The following is an 18896-nucleotide window of genomic DNA, read 5'->3' as shown; positions in this document are numbered from 1 at the left end:
TTGCATTAAGGTTGTGTGACCAAATAAACGGCATCTTCTCCCTCCTTTTCTTGCCAACAAACTTTGACAACTTCATCGTTGATGGCATCCACTTGACGACCACGGTAATCGGGCTGAATGGGTAGATGACGACTAAATCGGCGGTCTATTAGGGTTAGTAATTCCACCTCCGATGGACGTCCGAAGGATTGAATGGCAGTGAGAGCAGCATTAATACTGCGTCCGGTAAACAATACATCATCAATAAAAACGACCTTTTGATTTTCGACTAAAAAATCAATTTGTGTTTTATTGGCTTCCAAAGGTTTTACACTGCGTCGGAAATCATCGCGAAAAAAAGTGATGTCTAGAAATCCCAACCGAATGGCATGAACTCCGTAGTCCTTTTGCAACAATTGGGTTAACCGCTGGGCCAGGTATTTGCCTCGAGGTTGAAGTCCTATCAATACGGTATGCTGAAAATCGGAATGGTTCTCGATCAACTGACAAGCCAAACGATGCAGGATAATGTGTACTTCGGTAGCATTGAGTAGTAATTTTTGACTCATGGAGAAGTGTGCTGTTTGGGAGGTAAAAGTACGGATTTTTTCTTCATCATTGTTCAAAAAAAATCCCCTGACGAACAGGGGAAATTATTATTTGGAAATCCAATCCACGATCTTGGCATCTAAGGGGGAAACTTGAGGCGAGATTACTTGCTCCAAATGGCCGTCGGCACCGATGAGATATTTTTGAAAGTTCCATTCAACGCGACTGTCTTGCAACCCATTTCGGGATTTTTGGGTTAAAAATTGATACACCTCACACATATCGCTTCCCTTCACCGATACTTTGGCCATCATAGGGAAACTAACGCCATAATTTTTTTGACAAAAATTAGCAATTTCGGCATTGGTTCCCGGTTCTTGTTGCCCAAAATTATTGGCTGGAAATCCGACAATCACAAAATTTTTGTCTTTGAACTTTTGATACAAGGCTTCCAAATCTTTGTACTGTGGTGTCAATCCACATTTGGAGGCTGTGTTTACAATTAAAATTTTCTTTCCTTTTAAAGAAGAAAAATCAAAGGTGTTTCCTTCCAAATCTTCTACTTTAAATTGGTAAATCGTTTCTTTGGCCATAGGGGTTTCGTTTTGTGTTGTCAAAAAAGCTGCTTGAGCCATCGAAGTTTCACTTTTATTGCAAGAGAGCAAACCATAAATTAGGACAACGGTGATTAGTTTTAGTTTCATGAGGTATTTTTGTTTAAAATTACGATAAAAAAATTAAACAATTTATCAGGAGGCAACCAAAATTTATGTTAATTTTCAAAATAATTAAAACCAAAAGATTCGAACTTACGTAGATGAAAAAAACTCAAAATAAAATTTGTAAAACTAATAGACGCTATTATGATTCAGGAACAATTGATTCCTCTCCTAAAAATAAGGTCTAGTCACATATTAGACTTTTTTGGGCTTGGCGTATAGCTTTCGATAGCGCCAAAACACAAAAGAGGCAAACACCATAAAGATGATAAAAATTCGAATGTAGATATCTACATTTTGTTTTTCTCCTGTTGCATACGAGTGCATCCCCGTGAGGTGGAAATTGACACCAAAATAGGTCATCAAAATTGACGCAAATGCCAAAACACTCATAAAATTAAATGCAAACAAACTGCGTAAACCGGGCACAAGTCGGGCGTGAATTACAAAAGCATACACCATAATACTGATTAAAGCCCAGGTTTCTTTAGGGTCCCAACCCCAATAGCGTCCCCAACTTTCATTGGCCCACTGTCCACCCAAAAAGTTACCAATGGTCAATAGTACCAAACCAATGGTTAACGCCATTTCGTTGATATAGGTAATTTCCTTGATATGCAATTCCATGGTATTTTTATTTTTGGTAGTGGTCACCAACATCAAGAACATAGCCACAATCCCCAAAATCATTCCCAACGTAAATGGACCGTAACTGGCCACAATCACCGCTACGTGGATCATCAACCAATACGAATTCAATACGGGTTGTAAATTGGCAATCTGTGGATCCATCCAGCTCATGTGTGCGACCATCAAAATCATGGAGGCAACAAAGGTTCCTGCAGCGATGGTTAATTTCGACTTTTTATCAAACGCTAAGGTGAAAAACATCGTTGCCCAAGCCACATAAATCATACTTTCGTAGGCATCACTCCAAGGCGCATGTCCCGACACATACCAACGGGCGATTAATCCTAAAGTATGGGTTGCAAACAAAAGACCAATGATCACATGAAAAGTAGTGATTGCATACCGCAACGGTTTGTTGTTGGTGAAAATTTGAACAATCACTAAGATCAACATAAGGCTCCCCGCCAACATATACCAAGTAAACAGACTGCGGAAAACATCGTATTTGTTAAGCAATATTTCGGAAGTGATTTGATCGTCGGAGGGACGAACTGCTTTTCCAAACTTCTTTTGGTAATCTTCAATCCCCTGAAGCAAGGTATTGGCCATCGTATAGTCTTGGGTAGTAGCGCCTTTGCCTAATTCATTGAGATAATAGGGAAACGCATTTTTAATTTTATCCAAATCCGTACCTGTAGGTTGATTGATTTCCATAAAAGAAACCCATTTGTTGCTTTTATCATTAGGCACTGGAAAAATCTTCAAAATTCCCCCGTACATTGCGCTAAACATGAGGTTGATTTTCTTATCGGCCTCTACAAAGTCTTTTTGAAAGTTATTGGGATTGGTAGTTTTGTAGGCATCATCGAGGTAAGGCGATAATTTGTAATTCCCTTCTGGCGTGATAAAGTCCTTAAAACGAACATACTTTGCTTCTTTGTCCACCCCAATTAACTTACGAATGCTATCGTTCCCGCGTTTCAAATAGATGATGGGTAAATTTTCCCAGGCTTTTGGATACATAACCATAGAAAGGAACACCTGATCGGCATTAAGTCCTTCATAGGTATCGCTTTTGCTCACTTTTCGCAATAATTCCGAAGAAAACGTATTGACAGGTTTCATTCGTCCGCCCTCATCTTGAATGACCAAGCGTCCAAATTGTGTGGCTTGTTTCTCAGGAACCGCGTATTTTTTTACCGAATCCAAATAATTAAACACTACCTCTTTTTGGGGCTTGGCAGGAGCGTGTTGGTGTCCGTCATGATCTGAATGCTGCGCAGATAGGGATCCTGATAAGCCAAACAATAAAAGAAGCGTTAAGGCGACTTTCTGTTCTTTGAGTTGTCCTAACTTTCGTTTTAAACTTGCAAAGCGTGTGTTTTTGTCAAATAAAATGGCCAACATGGCAAAAAACAGAAGGAAATAACCAATGTAGGTAATCAATGTTCCCCAAAAATCATGATTTACAGAAAGAATGGTCCCTTTTTCATCCGGATCAAATGAAGATTGGAAAAAACGATAGCCCCCGTAATCCAAGATATGATTCATATAAATCTCAGCCTCGGTCTTTTTCGCTTTATCGATAACGGTTACGATACTTTTGAACGCGGAGTAACTTTTCTCTGTTCCTGGATATTTATCGGCGATAAAATCGTTCAACTTCATGGAAAAAGGCAATTCATAAACCTTGCTTCCAAATTGGAGTGTAAATTCTAAATCGCCCACTTTAATAATACGAGGTTCTCCTGTTTTCCCTTTTGATCCAACTAAGGTCACCCTTTCGATTTTACCACCCGTACGAATCTGTACTGTGAGTGCATCATCGGAGTTTTTGGCTTTGTAATCACCGCCAGAAACAAAATCTTTTACGCCACGCATCGGAGGCTCAGGAAAAACAAACTGTGACCCGCCCACATTATATAGGGATCGTAGCATCAATGCTGCCTCGGTATTTGCCGTCACCTCACCTTTTAACTGGTCGGCCATGCGCATAAAGTTCCCTTCAAACGGCGTTTTTATAGTTGAATTTATACCATCAGAAGTGATATTGATGGCGCCTTCCATGGGTTTGTTAAACGCAAATAACAAGCCGTGGATACTTTGCACTTCGCCTTCTGCTAAGTAATGTTCGTGTCGTTCGCCATTGCCTGCCTCAACCAATTTAAAATACAATTTCCCTTTAGGATCGGCTTTGATGGATTCCTTCACATTCATCAAGAAACTGTCGTATTCAATGGTAAACGGAACTGTGTCAAAACGTTCTTCGAGGGCAAAATGATTGGAGGCAAAAGGTGGATACACCGCTTCAGAAAGGATCAATGGTTTTTCTAAAATACGTCGTTTTAATTCCCCTTTATAATTTCCATCGACCATAACGGTAAGGAAGGTACGATCGGAATAAAACTGATTGGCACTTTCACCTTCTCGGATGGGCATCATCCCTTCGTAACTGATGTAACGGGTAATTCCGGCGCCAATAATGATAAAAATAAAGGAAAGATGCAGCAACAATGTGGCCCAATTTTTACGCAAATGCAATTGGTAGCGCTTAATGTTTCCAATAAAGTTAATTAAGAAAAAGAAAAGAATGAGCTCAAACCAACGGGTATTGTAGATCCAAATCCGAGCCGTGTCGGTATTGTAAGCACTCTCAATAAACGTTCCTGCGGCCATAGCGGCGGCATATAATATGAACAAAACCGCCATTAAACGGGTGGAAAACAAGAGCGCTAGAATTCGATTCGCCATTTTATTTTGAAATTTACGCAAAAGTAACGCAAAAAATAAAAAGCATGGTGGCGAAAGTGTGGAATTTAAAGGAATATTAGGAAATGTTGTGAAAGCATGTGTCAATTGGCAAATTCCCTTTTTTTACTACCTTTACGACCATGATACGATTGGTCATTATTGGCTCTGGAAATGTGGCACAGCATCTGATTCAAGCTTTTCAAAAGTCGCTGGTTCAGGTGGTTGCTCGTCACCCAGAAGCGTTACATTCGCTTCCAATCTCCTGTCCCGTAGTGACTTCGATGAACGAAATTGCCGACGCGGATGTGTTTGTACTTGCCGTGAGTGATCATGCGATTGCCCCTTTGGCTAATGAAATTCCGGGAACGGGGAAATTGGTGGTACACACCTCGGGAGCAACTGGAATGCACGTACTTCCAAAGCACCATCGCAGCGGGGTTTTATATCCGTTACAAACGTTTACCAAAGGAAAACCATTGGATTACAGCACGATACCCTTTTGCCTTGAAGCTGAGAAAAAGGAAGACTATCTCCTTTTAGAGCAACTTGCTCGTACCGTTTCTAATGCCATTTTTTCCATCGATGAACAGCAGCGCTTAGCCTTGCATTTGGCGGCTGTATTTGTATGTAATTTCACGAATCACCTCTACCAATTGGGCGCTGACCTTTGTGCGGAACATGGTGTTTCCTTTGATGTGCTTAAGCCACTGATACTGGAAACTGCGGCTAAAGTCCAAACCCTCACTCCTAAACAAGCCCAAACAGGTCCGGCGCTTCGAGGTGATACAGCCACATTGGATCGACACCAATCGATGCTCACACAACCTTATCTGAAAGAAATTTATCAATTACTCACCCAATCTATTATTGATCATGTCCAAAAGCTATAAAGAAGTTATGAATGACATTACGACGTTTGTCTTTGATGTCGATGGGGTATTAACCGACGGTACCGTACATGTGTCTCCCACGGGAGAAATGCTCCGCGAGATGCATATTCGCGATGGTTTTGCCATGAAAGCTGCCCTTGAAAGTGGGTATTCGGTTTGTATTATTTCGGGGGGAAGTAATGAAGGGGTTCGGATTCGTTTGCGTAATTTGGGCATTACGGATATTTATTTGGGTACTCCCGACAAGGTGGAAACCTTTACGGAATACTGCGAACTATACCAAATCAACCCTGCTCACGTTTTGTATATGGGCGATGACATTCCGGATTACCATGTAATGCAACGCGTAGGTTTGCCCACTTGTCCCCAAGATGCAAGTCCCGAAATCAAAGCGATTTCCCAATACATATCACATAAAAATGGCGGAAAAGGTGCCGTTCGGGAGGTTATAGAACAAGTAATGAAAGTACAAGGCAAATGGCTCACCTATTTTAATGGCCAACACGATTAATTTTTAAAGTCATTCGATTATACTACCATGGACTATTTCAAACTTATACGGTTTCAGAATTTACTATTACTAGCCTTCATGCTCCTCATTTTCCGGTATGGTTTTTTGATGCAACAAAATATCTTTTTAGCCTTAACCGATATCGAATACAGTCTTTTCATTTTGTCCATGGTGTGCATCGCAGCTGGAGGTTATGTGATCAATGATATTTTTGATCAAGAGGTAGATGCACACAACAAACCGGATCGCCGTATCATTGGTGTTTCCATTTCGGAAGAAAAAGGGTATTATGCTTACGGAGCACTCTCTATTTTGGGCGTAGCCTTGGGCTTCTATTTATCAAATGTGATTGAAAAACCTGGATTTGCAGTCTTCTACGTCTTGGTGGTAGCCCTGTTGTATGTGTATGCCGCTTCACTCAAACAAATGCCTGTCATCGGAAATTTGGTGGTGGCATTATTGGCTGGTGCGAGCATCTTTTTTATTGTAATTTTTGACCTCTATCCAATTACCTACGATGGCAATCGGCAAACGATGAAAGTAATGTTTTACATGCTCAAGGATTACGCGCTTTTTGCCTTGGTACTCACCTTTTTACGAGAAATTATTAAAGACCAAGAAGATATTGAAGGAGACCAGCAAGAGGGATTACAAACCTTACCCATTGTTTTAGGTCAACGAAAAACGAATTACATTACTTCAATCATTGCGCTTGCCGTTGGCGTTGTTTTGCTGATCTATACATTTACCCAAGTATTGGAATATAAACTTTGGTTTACCGTAATTTATGCCACTGTTACCGTGATTGCGCCATTATTTTGGGTTGCGATTAAGGCGTGGTCGGCACGTGAAAAAGCCGATTATCGGTTGATGAGTCTCGTGCTCAAACTGATTTTCTTTTTTGGTATACTCTCCATTGCGGTACTCACCTATAATATGATTCAAAATGCCCAAGCCGTTTAAAATCATCCTTGCTTCGGGTTCGCCCCGACGGCAACAGTTCTTCAAGGAATTGGACTTGGACTTTGAAATTCGACTCAAAGAAATTGATGAAGTGTATCCCGAAACCTTGCGCGCTGAGGAAATCACCAACCATATTGCACGCGAAAAAGCCCGCGCTTTTGAAGGTTTATTGGCCGATGACGAATTGCTAATTACCAGCGATACCTTGGTTTGGCTCAATAATCAAGCGTTGGGAAAACCTAAAAATTACGACGACGCTGTGGCCATGTTACAGCAATTGTCGGGAGTGACCCACGAGGTGATTACTTCCGTGTGTTTTAAAACGACAAGGTCGGAGGAATTGCTGTTTGATACTACAAAAGTAACCTTTGCTTCGCTAGATTTGGAGGCCATTCATTACTACCTCAACCGATACCAACCCTTTGACAAGGCAGGTGCTTATGGAATTCAGGATTGGATTGGACTAACTGGTATCGCCAAAATTGAAGGTTCATACACCAATGTGGTGGGTTTACCTACTGAAAAAGTTTATCGCTTTTTAACAACACACTTCTTAAAATAGTTGTATTTTAGGGGATAAAAAATACCGATTCAATTCATGGAAACGGAACAAGAGCTCAATGCCAAGATTTTAAAAATTACCATGGTGATTCGCGATAATTATCCCGAGTTGCACCAATACCTCAACGAAATGCCTGTGACGATTCCGGTGGATCAAAATCCGGAAATTAACGTACAACATTTAAAAAAGTATTACGATTCGTTGGTGGCGATTTTTCGGAATTATGTGGCCGAGCACCAACTCAATTACATCAACCAACGCAACGCAGAAGGTCATTTATAATATGGATTTCCAACGTTTTTCCGCTGAAATTATCGCGACATTAATCGTCATTATTGCGGTGATTGTCTTTCGTATGGTAATGGCAAAACTCGTTCGTCGTTATGCCCAAAACAACCACACTATCGAGCAACGTACAAATTTGATAATCAAATACATAAATTTGCTGATTAACATCGTTGCTTTCATTGCCCTAATCATCATTTGGGGCGTACAACAAGAAGACATTTTTCTCACAGTCTCCTCTGTCACCACCGTAATTGGGGTGGCTATGTTTGCCCAATGGTCGATTTTGAGTAATGTGACTTCGGGCGTGATTCTCTTTTTCTTTTTTCCGTTTAAAATTGGCGACGTGATTAAAATTCACGACAAAGATTTTCCCGTGGAAGGAGAAATTGAAGACATCAATGCTTTTCATGTGGATTTGCGCACACGAGAAGGTGAACGCATCACGTATCCCAACAACCTATTACTTCAAAAAGGGATATCGATAGTGCAAAATGAGGCAGACCCACGGGAATTTACGGATTAGCAGTATTGGAATTAAAGTATGAAATTACGCTTTTTTATATTTACATTTTTTATCCTTCATCAATCCTTTGATTAAAAATAATCTCGTTCCTCCCCTCTCCACCCCCTTTTTCGCCTAACCTGTTGTAGCTTTACTGCCTTAAAACGCACAAAGCGATTGGACTTGAAAAAACGTTTGCATTATCATTGTCCTTCCCTTTTCTTTTTTTGTTAAAGAAAACGAAAAACAAAATCCCTCTTCAAGGAAATCCTTACTTTTGAATGAAATCAAAAAGTATACTCATGCGTCAATCGTTTTGGTGGGTAGCCTTGGTTTGGATGGGCTTTATTGCCACAGCTCAACGTCCTGAAAAACCGAGTGCTTCAGATATTTATCATCAAATTGAAAAGTTAAATTTCCTGGGGAATGTGCTTTATGTAGCTGCGCATCCCGATGATGAAAACACCCGACTCATTGCCTATCTCGCCAATCATGTTCATGCCCGAACAGGTTATTTGTCACTCACCCGCGGCGATGGCGGTCAGAATCTAATCGGACCCGAATTACGGGAATTGCTGGGGGTTATTCGTACGCAAGAGTTGATTGAAGCGCGAAAAATTGACGGTGGAGAACAATATTTCACTCGAGCTAACGATTTTGGTTTTTCTAAAAACCCAACGGAAACTCTAGCGATATGGGATAAAGAACAGGTACTCAGCGATATGGTTTGGGTGATCCGTCAATTTCGTCCCGACATTATCATCAACCGTTTTGATCATCGTTCCCCAGGGACCACCCACGGACACCATACAGCCTCAGCACAATTGGCTTTGGAAGCCTTTGACCTTAGTGCTGCAGCTACCTCTTTTCCAGAGCAATTGGCGTTTACCCAGCTTTGGCAACCCAAACGTATTTACTTTAATACCTCGTGGTGGTTTTATGGAAGTAGAGAAAATTTTGAAAAAGCCGATAAGTCCAATTTAACAGGATTTGATATTGGTGTTTTTTATCCCTACAATGGAAAATCCAACCAAGAAATCGCTGCTTTGAGTCGCAGTTGCCACCAATCCCAAGGTTTCGGAAACACGGGCACTCGCGGTAGTGAAATGGAATATTTGGAGTGGTTAAAAGGCGATAAACCCATTGCTTCGTCCAACCTGTTTGAAGGCATCGATACCACATGGACCCGTTTGCCCGAGGGAAAACCTATCGGTGTGCTTTTGGAAGGCGTTCAAAAATCATTCAATTTCAACAATCCCGCTGCGAGTCTCCCAGATTTGGTAAAAGCGTATGCTTTGATTCAACAACTTACTGACCCGTTTTGGCGGGAACAAAAATCGGAGGAAATCAAACGAATTATTGCGGCTTGTGCCGGACTTTATTTGGAAGCCGTGGCTGATACCCAAGAGACAAATCCCGGAAGTACCCTTGGCGTTAAAGTCGAAGCCATCAGCCGAAGTGCAGCAGATATACGTTTGACACGAATAGAAACATATCCCCCAACCCCAGTAGACTGGAACAATGTATCACTTCCCTACAATCAGGCCAAGACCCACAGTTTTACTTGGACGCTGCCTGTCAACTATCCCTTCACTGCGCCCTACTATTTGGAAGAAACGGCGAGTTTGGGAATGTATTCTGTTGCAGCGCTAACCCGTCGTGGCAATCCTGATGTGGAGCGCCCGACGAGTGTTACGTTTACCCTATCGGTTTTGGGTGTTGCTATTCCTTACACCAAAAAGGTGGTGTATAAGTACAATGACGATGTCAAAGGCGAAGTCTATCAACCGCTCGATATAGTGCCTGCGGTTACTTCGGCCCTGAAAGATAAGGTGATGATTTTTTCCAAAAATAGAGCGCGTGAAGTTCAAGTTGTCGTCAAAGCAGGAAAAGACAACATCACTGGAACCGTTCGTGTAGAAGTACCCGCCACCTGGAAGATGACCCCCGAATCGATTCCTTTTTCGCTCCAACGAAAAGGCGAAACGACTACGCTGACCTTTACGCTTACGCCGCCCAAAGAAGCTTCAGAAGCGGTTATTAAGAGTGTGGTTACCTTGGGTGAAACATCGTATTCATGCGATAAAGTAGACATTCAATACCCTCATATTTTCAAACAAATGGTATTGAAACCCGCGACGGCGAAAGCGATTAAATTGGACATCAAAACCAATGAGGAGAAAATCGGCTATATCATGGGCGCTGGGGATGAAGTCCCAACGAGTTTGCAACAAATGGGTTATTCGGTCACGCTTTTGCAACCCGAATTGTTGACTGCCCAAGCGCTACAATCTTTTGATGTTGTGATTACGGGAATTCGAGCATACAATGTGGTCAGTGCGTTAGCTTACAAACAAACGTTGTTGTTGGATTTTGTAAAAAATGGAAAAACGTTGATTGTTCAGTATAACACATTAGATGATTTCGTGACCAAAGATTTTGCTCCTTACCCGATCAAAATTTCGCGCGATCGTGTTACAGAAGAAACCGCTGAAGTTCGCTTCCTGCAACCCAACCATCGCATCATGACAAGTCCCAACAAACTCACTGCAGCAGATTTCAAAGGGTGGAAACAGGAACAAGGACTCTATTACCCGAGCGAATGGGATCGTCAATACATAGCGCTCCTTTCGGCTAATGATACCGGAGAAAAACCAAAAGACGGTGCGTTATTGGTCGCATCATATGGAAAAGGAACGTATATTTACACAGGGTTAAGCTTTTTCAGAGAACTTCCAGAAGGAGTTCCAGGGGCTTATCGATTATTGGCCAATTTAATTTCGGCCGGAAGATAATTGCGTATGAAATCAGACAACGAATCCCGCTGGACCAATCGATACACATGGCTGTTGGTTATTAACGCTGTGTACATCTTAATTTTCTTTTTACTCATGCAAAATTACTCCTAGATGCAGCAAATCGATTGGATTATTTTATCGGTCACGCTACTTACGATTGTAGTGTATGGGGTGTATAAAACGCAAGGAAGCCGTAATGTCGAAGAGTATATTTTGGGCAACAAACAAACCAATTGGTTTACGGTTGGCATTTCGGTCATGGCTACTCAAGCCAGTGCAATTACGTTTCTCTCCACGCCCGGGCAAGCATACCATGATGGAATGGGTTTTGTGCAATTTTATTTTGGTTTGCCCATTGCTATGGTGGTTATATCGCTCACCTTTATACCCATTTACCATAAATTGCGCGTCTATACCGCTTACGAATACTTGGAACAGCGATTTGATTTAAAAACCCGATCGCTCGCTTCCATTCTCTTTTTGATCCAACGGGGATTGGGAACGGGACTCACTATCTATGCCCCTTCCATCATTTTATCTACGCTTTTGGGGTGGAATCTAACTTTACTCAATGTCATCATAGGTATCCTTGTGATTATTTATACCTTTTCGGGAGGAACCAAGGCGGTCAACGTGACTCAAAAACAACAGATGTTTGTCATTATGAGTGGGATGTTTATTACATTTTTTCTCATTTTATACATGTTGCCCAACGATATGACTTTTTCTAATGCGTTGCATGTCGCAGGCGCCAATGAGAAAATGAATATCGTCGATTTTTCTTTTGATCCCGAAACACGATACACCATTTGGAGCGGAATCGCCGGAGGTTTTTTCTTGAGCTTAGCTTATTTCGGTACCGATCAATCGCAAGTAGGACGGTATCTTTCGGGGAAATCAGATAAAGAGAGTCAGATGGGCTTGATTATGAATGGCTTTTTAAAGGTTCCCATGCAGTTTTTTATTCTTTTAATTGGCGTCATGGTATTTGTGTTCTTCCAATTTCATGAAGTGCCATTAAATTTTAACCCTGTCAACAAAGCGGCCATTGAAAAATCACCGTATGCCCAGCAATACCAGCAGTTGGAAGAGCAATTAAAAGCGTTGTCGGAGGAGAAAAAAGAATACAATTTACTGTACATTGACCATCTTAATCAAAATTACGACAACCCGATTTTACGTAATCGTTTGACAGCCATTTCAGGAAAAGAGCGTGATCTTCGGGAGCAAGCCAAAGAATTGATTTCCAAAGCCGACCCAAAAGCCGAAACCAACGATAAAGACTATGTATTTTTGTACTTCATTTTGAATTACCTTCCCAAGGGATTGATCGGTTTACTCTTGGCCGTGATTCTCTCAGCGGCCATGTCATCATCGGCTTCGGGATTGAATGCCTTAGCTTCTACCACGGCGATTGATATTTACAAACGCAATCTAAAAACGGAAAAAAGCGACCGGCATTATGTCATGGCCACCCGTTATTTTACGCTACTTTGGGGAATAATTGCCATTTTATTTGCCTGTGTAGGAACCCTTTTTGAAAACTTGATTCAATTGGTCAATATCGTTGGATCTATTTTCTATGGTACTGTACTAGGTATTTTCTTAGTAGGCTTTTACATCCGTTCGATCAAAGCCCATGCGATTTTCTATGGCGCGGTTCTTTGTCAATTATTGATTTTCTACATCTATTATTTGGATGTCGTGAGTTTCTTATGGTTGAATTTTATTGGAGCTATGCTCACGATCACCTTGTCGTGGTTGATTCAAAAAACACAACCCAAAGCGCCTTCTTCACCAGAAATTACGGAGGAAACAACCCTTACTTAGGGCAAGATAAAGTAATAAATCGCTACAAAATGACTGGCACTTCCTGCCAAAACAAAGAGGTGCCAAATGGGATGATAATAACGTTTTCGATCGTTGACATAAAAATAAATCCCCACGGTGTAAAAGAAGCCACCTAAGGCAATTCCAATGAGCGCCGATCGCGAAAGTCGTTCTATCATTGGGTCGAGAGCAATGACGCAAAGCCATCCCATCAAGGCATACAAACCAAGGGAAATGCGTTCGTGGTGACGAAAACGCGAAAATTTGAAACCAAAACCAACGAGGGCTAAGGTCCAAATAATGCCCAACAACGTCCAACCCCACACGCCTTGAAGTCCCACCAAAACCACTGGCGTATAAGTACCAGCAATAAGAACATAAATACTCAAATGATCCAGCCGTTGCCCCCATTTTTTATGACGCAAACGCCAAACGGCATGGTAATAGGTTGAGGCGCCATACAACAGCAATAAACTTCCCCCAAATATCATTGCGGCTATGGGCTTCACCCCATCGGTGTAGTATCTACTTTTTTGAAGCAACATAAGAAACGCTACACATGATAAAACAGTACCTATCCCGTGGCTGATAACATTATATCGTTCTTCAATTTTTCGGTTTTTACGTGCTTTGGGCGTCATACCGCAAAGATACTTCAAAAAAAAGCCCCTTGTCGGGGCCTTCGTTTTATTTACTCCACTCTTTAATGGATTCATTATTCATTTTGACATAATCGTCATTTTTCTCTTTTTGAGCACCCGCCAACGACAATTTAGCCGTTTCGATAGCTCCTTTTTTATCGCCTAACTTCGCTTGAATCAGCGATTTTAATCGCAAGTGCCAAAACGGTGCGTCTTCACCTGGTTTAACCATTCCGATGGCTTTATTGATATACTCCAATGCTTTATTATGGTCAATGTTGGCCTGGAAGTAGTACTGCGCTGCGGAGAAATAATCGCCAGCCGTTGGTCCCGCCAATACTTTTGCAATACTGGCCATAGCGGCTTTTTTGGAGGGTACTTCAAATTTTAATGCCACAAACGTTTTTTCCCAAGCGATTTCCAAGTCCGCTGCATCATTGGTGATATTTCCAATGCTTAAGGTAAACGTTTCAACGCGACGGTCCGTCATTACAGGTTTGGCGTTGGCACGTATAGCGACATCCGACTCTATAAACTCTTCAGGCGTTCCCCAATTGTCGGTGGTTTTGTAAAAAATAATTTCCCAAGTATCGGCTTTAGGTACCGTAAACAAGGCATATTTCCCTTTGGGTAACACTTTCCCATCAATGGTTACATCATCTGAAAAGGTAATCATCGAATTTAAATTGGCCCCCGTTCTCCATAATTTCCCGAAAGGAACCAAATCACCAAAAATCGTACGTCCTTTGGCGCTGGGACGGGAATAATCTAAGGTTACATCGGTCAAACCAACGACTTGTTGAACGGTGGTCTTCGGACTCGGTTGTGGTGTTTTTACTTGCGCCTCGATGGCATAGGTAGCCAACATAAAGGCGACAGCATAGATAAGTTTTTTCATTTGTTCTGTTTTTTAGTACCGTAAAAATACTAAATCACCGTAGGCAAACTGTTAATTTAAACTTAAATGAGTATAATTTTTGTTTAACTTATTTTTCTATTCGTTAAACAAAGTATATCTTTACCCAAAATAACAACGTATGAAGATATACACTTTGAAGTCCAAACAAAAATTGCCCATTACCTTGGACCAAGCATGGGATTTCTTTTCCAATCCGATGAACTTGAACACGATTACGCCTGACGATATGGGGTTCAAAACCCTCTCGGGAGCCGATCGAAAAATGTATCCAGGACAGGTCATTGAATATATTGTGACCCCGCTGTTAGGGATTCCAATGAAATGGGTCACTGAAATCACGCACGTTATCAACAAAGAATATTTTGTAGATGAACAACGTTTTGGTCCCTACGCATTATGGCACCACAAACATTTTTTCAAGGAAATTCCTGGGGGTGTTGAAATGGAAGATATCGTAGATTACAAATTACCTATGGGGGTATTGGGTCAACTGATGCATCCCGTGTTGGTTCGTCCGCGATTGGAACAAATTTTTGCCTACCGTACCAAAAAACTTGTCGAATTATTTGGTGAATATAAATCAGAATAATCATGAAAAATATATTACTCATTGGCGGTTCCAAAGGAATTGGACGTGCCCTAGCCCAACAATTGCAATTTGAAACGAACCTTTATGTAGCTTCCCGAAGTGCTGAAGACTTGGGTGATTTAAAGTTGACCCACATTCCCTTTGATGCTACACAAGATACTTTGGATACGAGTGCGTTACCCGCCGAACTTCACGGATTGGTGTACCTGCCTGGGAGTATCAACTTGCGTCCGTTTAAGGGACTAAAACCTGAAGCCTTTGAGTCCGATTTACAAATCAACTTTATAGGTTTGGTCAAAGTAATGCAAACGGTATTACCCCAACTCACCGCAGCACCGCAATCCAGTGTTGTAGCATTCAGTTCGGTGGCCGCAACTATGGGAATGCCATTTCATACTTCTGTTGCCGCTGCCAAAGGAGCCATTGAAGGGTTTGCCAAAGCGTTTGCTGCCGAATATGCGCCAAAAGTTCGTATGAATGTAATTGCTCCCTCATTGACCGATACTCCATTGGCGGACAAATTTTTGAATTCGGAAGAAAAGAAGGAGAAAGCGGCTTTGCGTAACCCCATGAAAAAAGTGGGAACGCCCCAAGATATTGCTCAAATGACAGCCTTTTTGTTGAACGAACAGAGCAATTGGATTACGGGACAGGTTTTTGCCGTCGATGGTGGAATGTCTACGCTTTTGGTCAATGGATAAGGTATCGATTTTTTGGTTTCGACGAGACCTTCGGGTGACGGACAATGTTGGGCTGTTTCATGCGTTAAACAGCGGCTATCCCGTTTTACCCATTTTCATTTTTGACACCAGCATTCTTTCGCAACTGCCTCCCGATGATGCCCGCGTGAGCTTCATCCATCGTTGTTTGGAGGAAATGCAAAGCGCCTTACAACAGGTGGGCAAATCACTGGCGGTTTTTCATGGCACACCCGAAACCGTTTTTGAAATATTGGTTAAAAATCACAGCATCGACACCGTTTACACCAACCATGATTACGAACCTTACGCGCGTAAACGTGACAAAACGTTGCACCAACTGTTTCAAACGCAGAACATTGCATTTAAAACATCAAAAGATCAAGTGATTTTTGAAAAAAGTGAAGTGGTGAAAGACGATGGAACGCCTTATGTGGTTTATACGCCTTACAGCCGACGTTGGAAAGAACGCTTCAAAACCATTTCCCTCACGCATCATCCTTCGGAGACTCTTTTACATCAGGTGGTGGCCCATAATTATCCTTTTTTGACCAAGGAAGATATTGGATTTACCCCCTCAAAAATAACGGTTCGTCCCTACGATATTTCGGCTACGTTGATTCAAAATTACGAAGCTACCCGCAACTTTCCAGCGCTGAATAAAACCTCCTTTTTGGGAATTTATTTACGTTTTGGTGCCGTTTCCATTCGGCAAATGATTGCTAAAGCCATAGCCGAGAAAAACGAAACTTTTTGGAATGAATTGATTTGGCGTGAATTTTTCATGCAAATTCTATGGCATTTCCCACATACGGTTCAACAAAGTTTTAAATCAAAATACGACGAAATTGCCTGGGATAACAATACCGATTGGTTTGAAAAATGGTGTCAAGGTCAAACAGGTTATCCCATTGTTGATGCGGGAATGCGGGAATTGAATGCCACAGGACACATGCACAATCGCGTACGCATGATTACGGCCAGCTTTTTATGCAAACACCTCCTTATCGATTGGCGCTGGGGGGAAAGTTATTTTGCCTTAAAACTCCTCGACTACGAGCAGGCTAGCAATGTTGGCAATTGGCAATGGGCCGCAGGAAGTGGTGTTGATGCCGCGCCGTATTTTCGAATTTTCAATCCTACGGAGCAGCAAAAAAAATTTGATAAAGATTGGAAATACATTCGTCATTGGGTTCCTGAAGTAGATACACCCGCCTATGCCAAACCCATTGTCGACCATAAAGAAGCCCGTGATCGCTGTTTACGGGTATACAAAGCAGCGGTAGGATAACCCAAATATACACCTCATGAAACTCGTATGGCTTAAACGCGACTTACGCTTGCAGGACCACGAAGCTTTATTTCGTGCCCTAGAAAGCAAGGAAAAGGTGCTTTTGCTCTATATTTTTGAACCTTCCCTACTACAAGATTGCCATTACAGTACCCGTCATTTTGATTTTATCCGACAAAGCTTGCAGGATTTACAGCAGGAGCTTCTGCCCTACCACACGCAAATTTTGGTGGTTGAAGAAGAAGCTACGAGTGTTTTTCAAAAGCTGATTGACCGGTGTTGTATTACTGGCGTTTATTCGCATCAAGAAACAGGTATTCAACGGACATTTCACCGGGATATCGCTGTGGCCGAATTATTGCGGGCCAATGGAATACCTTGGTTTGATTACGTAACCAACGGCGTTATTCGAGGGTTACGCAACCGTCAAACTTGGAAAGAAGATTGGTATGATTTTATGGAAAAACCTTGCTTTCCCTTTAGTGCCAACGGTCGATCGTTTGTGAAATACGCTGAAATTGAAAAACTCGAAATTCATTTTAAGATTCCAACTTTAGAAACCCCCACCGATACCCCTTTTCAAAAAGGAGGGCGACGCATGGGTTTACGCTACCTTCAATCCTTTTTACAAGAACGCGTTGAAAATTACAGCCGTCATATTTCCAAACCCGAATTGGGACGCAAGGGGTGCAGTCGTTTATCGCCGTATATTGCTTGGGGGAACTTATCCATACGAGAAATTTATCAATGGACATGGAACACGCGTCAAAAAGGAAAATTCAAACGCCAGATCGACAATTTCGCCTCTCGTTTGCGTTGGCAGGCCCATTTTATCCAAAAATTTGAAATGGAATGTTCGATGGAATTTCATCCGGTTAACAAAGGCTATATGCACATTCAACTTCCTGTAAACGAAGCCTATCACGAAGCTTGGTGTACAGGGCAAACTGGAGTTCCTTTGGTCGATGCTTGCATGCGCTGTTTGAATACTACGGGCTATCTTAATTTCCGAATGCGGGCGTTGGTCGTTTCGTTTTACACCCATCATTTGATGCAACCTTGGCAAAATTGCAGTCCCCATCTCGCGCGGCAGTTTTTAGATTTTGAACCGGGTATTCATTATCCACAGATTCAAATGCAAGCCGGGGTTACGGGGGTCAACATGATTCGGATTTACAATCCAACCAAAAATTCGATCGAACATGATGCTGAGGGAACGTTTATTCGTAAATGGGTGCCTGAATTGCGCCATATTCCAGCGCCTTTTATTCATGAGCCTTGGAAACTAACCCCTATCGAACAAATGCTGTATCACTTTGAACCTGGCTACGATTATCCTTTTCCGATCGTTCCCTTGGAAGAAGCGCAAAAAGCAGCTACCGATTTTTGGTGGGGACTGCGCAAAAAACACGAAGTTCGCAAAGACAGCAGCCGGGTTTTAGCCAAACACACCTTTACTGATCGCGATTAAATACGAGCCGCCATCGCTGCAAAAGTGAGTTCGTCAAAATGTTTGACCACCCAATCGGCACGACTGTAGTCTTGATTTTTGGAATGAAAGCTGTCGTAACCAATGCAAAATACTTCAGCCCCTTTGGCGGCCGCTATTCCGTTGGTACTGTCCTCAATCACAATACACTCTTGCGCTTGGTGTTGCGACAACCGTACCGCCTCTAGAAATATCGCTGGATGGGGTTTGGACTGAGGAAAATCTTCACCCGAGACAATATGGGTAAAATAGGGAAACAATGCAAATCGATTGAAAACCCGATGAATGGTGACATTG

18 protein-coding genes are annotated in these 18896 nt (G+C 42.0%); 12 read left to right on the top strand and 6 right to left on the bottom strand.

What is annotated here, in order from left to right; translation table 11 throughout:
- Positions 1-5: 5 nt before the first annotated feature.
- The 3 genes from pyrR to ABWO12_RS08330 all read right to left on the bottom strand — a co-directional run bounded on the left by pyrR (position 6) and on the right by ABWO12_RS08330 (position 4628).
- Positions 6-548 carry a bifunctional pyr operon transcriptional regulator/uracil phosphoribosyltransferase PyrR gene (pyrR, locus tag ABWO12_RS08340; RefSeq protein WP_353088339.1) on the bottom strand — a complete coding sequence of 181 codons (543 nt, stop codon included), beginning with the start codon at positions 546-548 and terminating at the stop codon, positions 6-8.
- 87 nt (positions 549-635) lie between these two features.
- Complete coding sequence (locus ABWO12_RS08335; protein ID WP_353088354.1) at positions 636-1163, bottom strand: glutathione peroxidase; 528 nt, start codon at positions 1161-1163, stop codon at positions 636-638.
- A gap of 279 nt (positions 1164-1442) precedes the next feature.
- Entirely contained in the window at positions 1443-4628 is a 3186-nt protein-coding gene (locus tag ABWO12_RS08330) for a cytochrome c biogenesis protein CcsA (protein ID WP_353088337.1), read from the bottom strand.
- Positions 4629-4768: 140 nt separating this feature from the next.
- On the opposite strand from ABWO12_RS08330, the gene ABWO12_RS08325 reads away from it, so the two are divergent.
- From ABWO12_RS08325 to ABWO12_RS08290, 8 genes are all read left to right on the top strand, one after another.
- Complete coding sequence (locus ABWO12_RS08325; RefSeq protein WP_353088336.1) at positions 4769-5518, top strand: Rossmann-like and DUF2520 domain-containing protein; 750 nt, start codon at positions 4769-4771, stop codon at positions 5516-5518.
- Entirely contained in the window at positions 5502-6029 is a 528-nt protein-coding gene (locus ABWO12_RS08320; RefSeq protein ID WP_353088335.1) for a KdsC family phosphatase, read from the top strand. Before ABWO12_RS08325 ends, ABWO12_RS08320 begins: the two co-directional genes overlap by 17 nt.
- A 27-nt stretch (positions 6030-6056) precedes the next feature.
- A complete protein-coding gene (locus ABWO12_RS08315) occupies positions 6057-6992 on the top strand; it encodes a geranylgeranylglycerol-phosphate geranylgeranyltransferase (RefSeq protein WP_502902921.1) in 936 nt (311 codons plus the stop codon).
- Positions 6976-7554 (top strand): Maf family nucleotide pyrophosphatase, encoded by a 579-nt coding sequence (locus tag ABWO12_RS08310; protein WP_353088333.1) that lies wholly within the window; start codon positions 6976-6978, stop codon positions 7552-7554. Before ABWO12_RS08315 ends, ABWO12_RS08310 begins: the two co-directional genes overlap by 17 nt.
- A 36-nt stretch (positions 7555-7590) precedes the next feature.
- Positions 7591-7836, top strand: a complete 246-nt coding sequence (locus ABWO12_RS08305; RefSeq protein ID WP_073365275.1) for a hypothetical protein — start codon at positions 7591-7593, stop codon at positions 7834-7836.
- A 1-nt stretch (position 7837) separates the two neighbouring features.
- The gene (locus ABWO12_RS08300) at positions 7838-8365 is read left to right on the top strand and encodes a mechanosensitive ion channel family protein (protein WP_353088331.1); all 528 of its coding nucleotides are present in this window, start codon (positions 7838-7840) and stop codon (positions 8363-8365) included.
- Positions 8366-8646: 281 nt separating this feature from the next.
- Positions 8647-11139: a PIG-L family deacetylase gene (locus ABWO12_RS08295; protein WP_353088329.1), complete on the top strand. Its 2493-nt coding sequence runs from the start codon at positions 8647-8649 to the stop codon at positions 11137-11139.
- A 114-nt stretch (positions 11140-11253) separates the two neighbouring features.
- A complete protein-coding gene (locus ABWO12_RS08290; RefSeq protein ID WP_353088327.1) occupies positions 11254-12972 on the top strand; it encodes a sodium:solute symporter family protein in 1719 nt (572 codons plus the stop codon).
- Here the strand turns inward: ABWO12_RS08290 and trhA are convergent.
- Complete coding sequence (gene trhA / locus ABWO12_RS08285) at positions 12969-13613, bottom strand: PAQR family membrane homeostasis protein TrhA (RefSeq protein WP_353088326.1); 645 nt, start codon at positions 13611-13613, stop codon at positions 12969-12971. The genes ABWO12_RS08290 and trhA overlap by 4 nt on opposite strands.
- 46 nt (positions 13614-13659) lie before the next feature.
- The gene (locus ABWO12_RS08280) at positions 13660-14511 is read right to left on the bottom strand and encodes a DUF2911 domain-containing protein (RefSeq protein WP_353088325.1); all 852 of its coding nucleotides are present in this window, start codon (positions 14509-14511) and stop codon (positions 13660-13662) included.
- 139 nt (positions 14512-14650) lie between these two features.
- On the opposite strand from ABWO12_RS08280, the gene ABWO12_RS08275 reads away from it, so the two are divergent.
- From ABWO12_RS08275 to ABWO12_RS08260, 4 genes are read left to right on the top strand one after another with little or no spacing between them, the layout of a single operon-like run.
- The gene (locus ABWO12_RS08275; RefSeq protein WP_353088323.1) at positions 14651-15121 is read left to right on the top strand and encodes an SRPBCC family protein; all 471 of its coding nucleotides are present in this window, start codon (positions 14651-14653) and stop codon (positions 15119-15121) included.
- A 2-nt stretch (positions 15122-15123) separates the two neighbouring features.
- Positions 15124-15822 (top strand): SDR family NAD(P)-dependent oxidoreductase, encoded by a 699-nt coding sequence (locus ABWO12_RS08270; RefSeq protein ID WP_353088321.1) that lies wholly within the window; start codon positions 15124-15126, stop codon positions 15820-15822.
- Entirely contained in the window at positions 15815-17110 is a 1296-nt protein-coding gene (locus tag ABWO12_RS08265; RefSeq protein WP_353088320.1) for a cryptochrome/photolyase family protein, read from the top strand. The genes ABWO12_RS08270 and ABWO12_RS08265 overlap by 8 nt, the downstream gene beginning before the upstream one ends.
- A 16-nt stretch (positions 17111-17126) precedes the next feature.
- On the top strand, positions 17127-18581 hold the full coding sequence (locus tag ABWO12_RS08260) for an FAD-binding domain-containing protein (protein WP_353088319.1): 1455 nt from the start codon (positions 17127-17129) through the stop codon (positions 18579-18581).
- Here the strand turns inward: ABWO12_RS08260 and ABWO12_RS08255 are convergent.
- The coding region (locus tag ABWO12_RS08255; protein WP_353088317.1) for an HAD family hydrolase at positions 18578-18896 on the bottom strand (319 nt) is incomplete at its 5' end. The genes ABWO12_RS08260 and ABWO12_RS08255 overlap by 4 nt on opposite strands.

This window comes from Flavobacterium sp., assembly GCF_040379285.1.
Taxonomy (GTDB): Bacteria; Bacteroidota; Bacteroidia; order Flavobacteriales; family Flavobacteriaceae; genus Flavobacterium.
The sequence above is the reverse complement of the archived record's forward strand: the minus strand, read 5'-3'. Positions and strand labels throughout refer to the sequence as shown.

Coding starts and splice junctions, on each gene's coding strand:
- ABWO12_RS08310 (WP_353088333.1), top strand. CDS start 6,976: ATGCCCAAGCCGTTTAAAATCATCCTTGCTTCGGGTTCGCCCCGACGG.
- ABWO12_RS08270 (WP_353088321.1), top strand. CDS start 15,124: ATGAAAAATATATTACTCATTGGCGGTTCCAAAGGAATTGGACGTGCC.
- ABWO12_RS08330 (WP_353088337.1), bottom strand. CDS start 4,628: ATGGCGAATCGAATTCTAGCGCTCTTGTTTTCCACCCGTTTAATGGCG.
- ABWO12_RS08280 (WP_353088325.1), bottom strand. CDS start 14,511: ATGAAAAAACTTATCTATGCTGTCGCCTTTATGTTGGCTACCTATGCC.
- ABWO12_RS08320 (WP_353088335.1), top strand. CDS start 5,502: ATGTCCAAAAGCTATAAAGAAGTTATGAATGACATTACGACGTTTGTC.
- pyrR (WP_353088339.1), bottom strand. CDS start 548: ATGAGTCAAAAATTACTACTCAATGCTACCGAAGTACACATTATCCTG.
- trhA (WP_353088326.1), bottom strand. CDS start 13,613: ATGACGCCCAAAGCACGTAAAAACCGAAAAATTGAAGAACGATATAAT.
- ABWO12_RS08305 (WP_073365275.1), top strand. CDS start 7,591: ATGGAAACGGAACAAGAGCTCAATGCCAAGATTTTAAAAATTACCATG.
- ABWO12_RS08335 (WP_353088354.1), bottom strand. CDS start 1,163: ATGGCTCAAGCAGCTTTTTTGACAACACAAAACGAAACCCCTATGGCC.
- ABWO12_RS08290 (WP_353088327.1), top strand. CDS start 11,254: ATGCAGCAAATCGATTGGATTATTTTATCGGTCACGCTACTTACGATT.
- ABWO12_RS08325 (WP_353088336.1), top strand. CDS start 4,769: ATGATACGATTGGTCATTATTGGCTCTGGAAATGTGGCACAGCATCTG.
- ABWO12_RS08315 (WP_502902921.1), top strand. CDS start 6,057: ATGGACTATTTCAAACTTATACGGTTTCAGAATTTACTATTACTAGCC.
- ABWO12_RS08300 (WP_353088331.1), top strand. CDS start 7,838: ATGGATTTCCAACGTTTTTCCGCTGAAATTATCGCGACATTAATCGTC.
- ABWO12_RS08295 (WP_353088329.1), top strand. CDS start 8,647: ATGCGTCAATCGTTTTGGTGGGTAGCCTTGGTTTGGATGGGCTTTATT.
- ABWO12_RS08260 (WP_353088319.1), top strand. CDS start 17,127: ATGAAACTCGTATGGCTTAAACGCGACTTACGCTTGCAGGACCACGAA.
- ABWO12_RS08275 (WP_353088323.1), top strand. CDS start 14,651: ATGAAGATATACACTTTGAAGTCCAAACAAAAATTGCCCATTACCTTG.
- ABWO12_RS08265 (WP_353088320.1), top strand. CDS start 15,815: ATGGATAAGGTATCGATTTTTTGGTTTCGACGAGACCTTCGGGTGACG.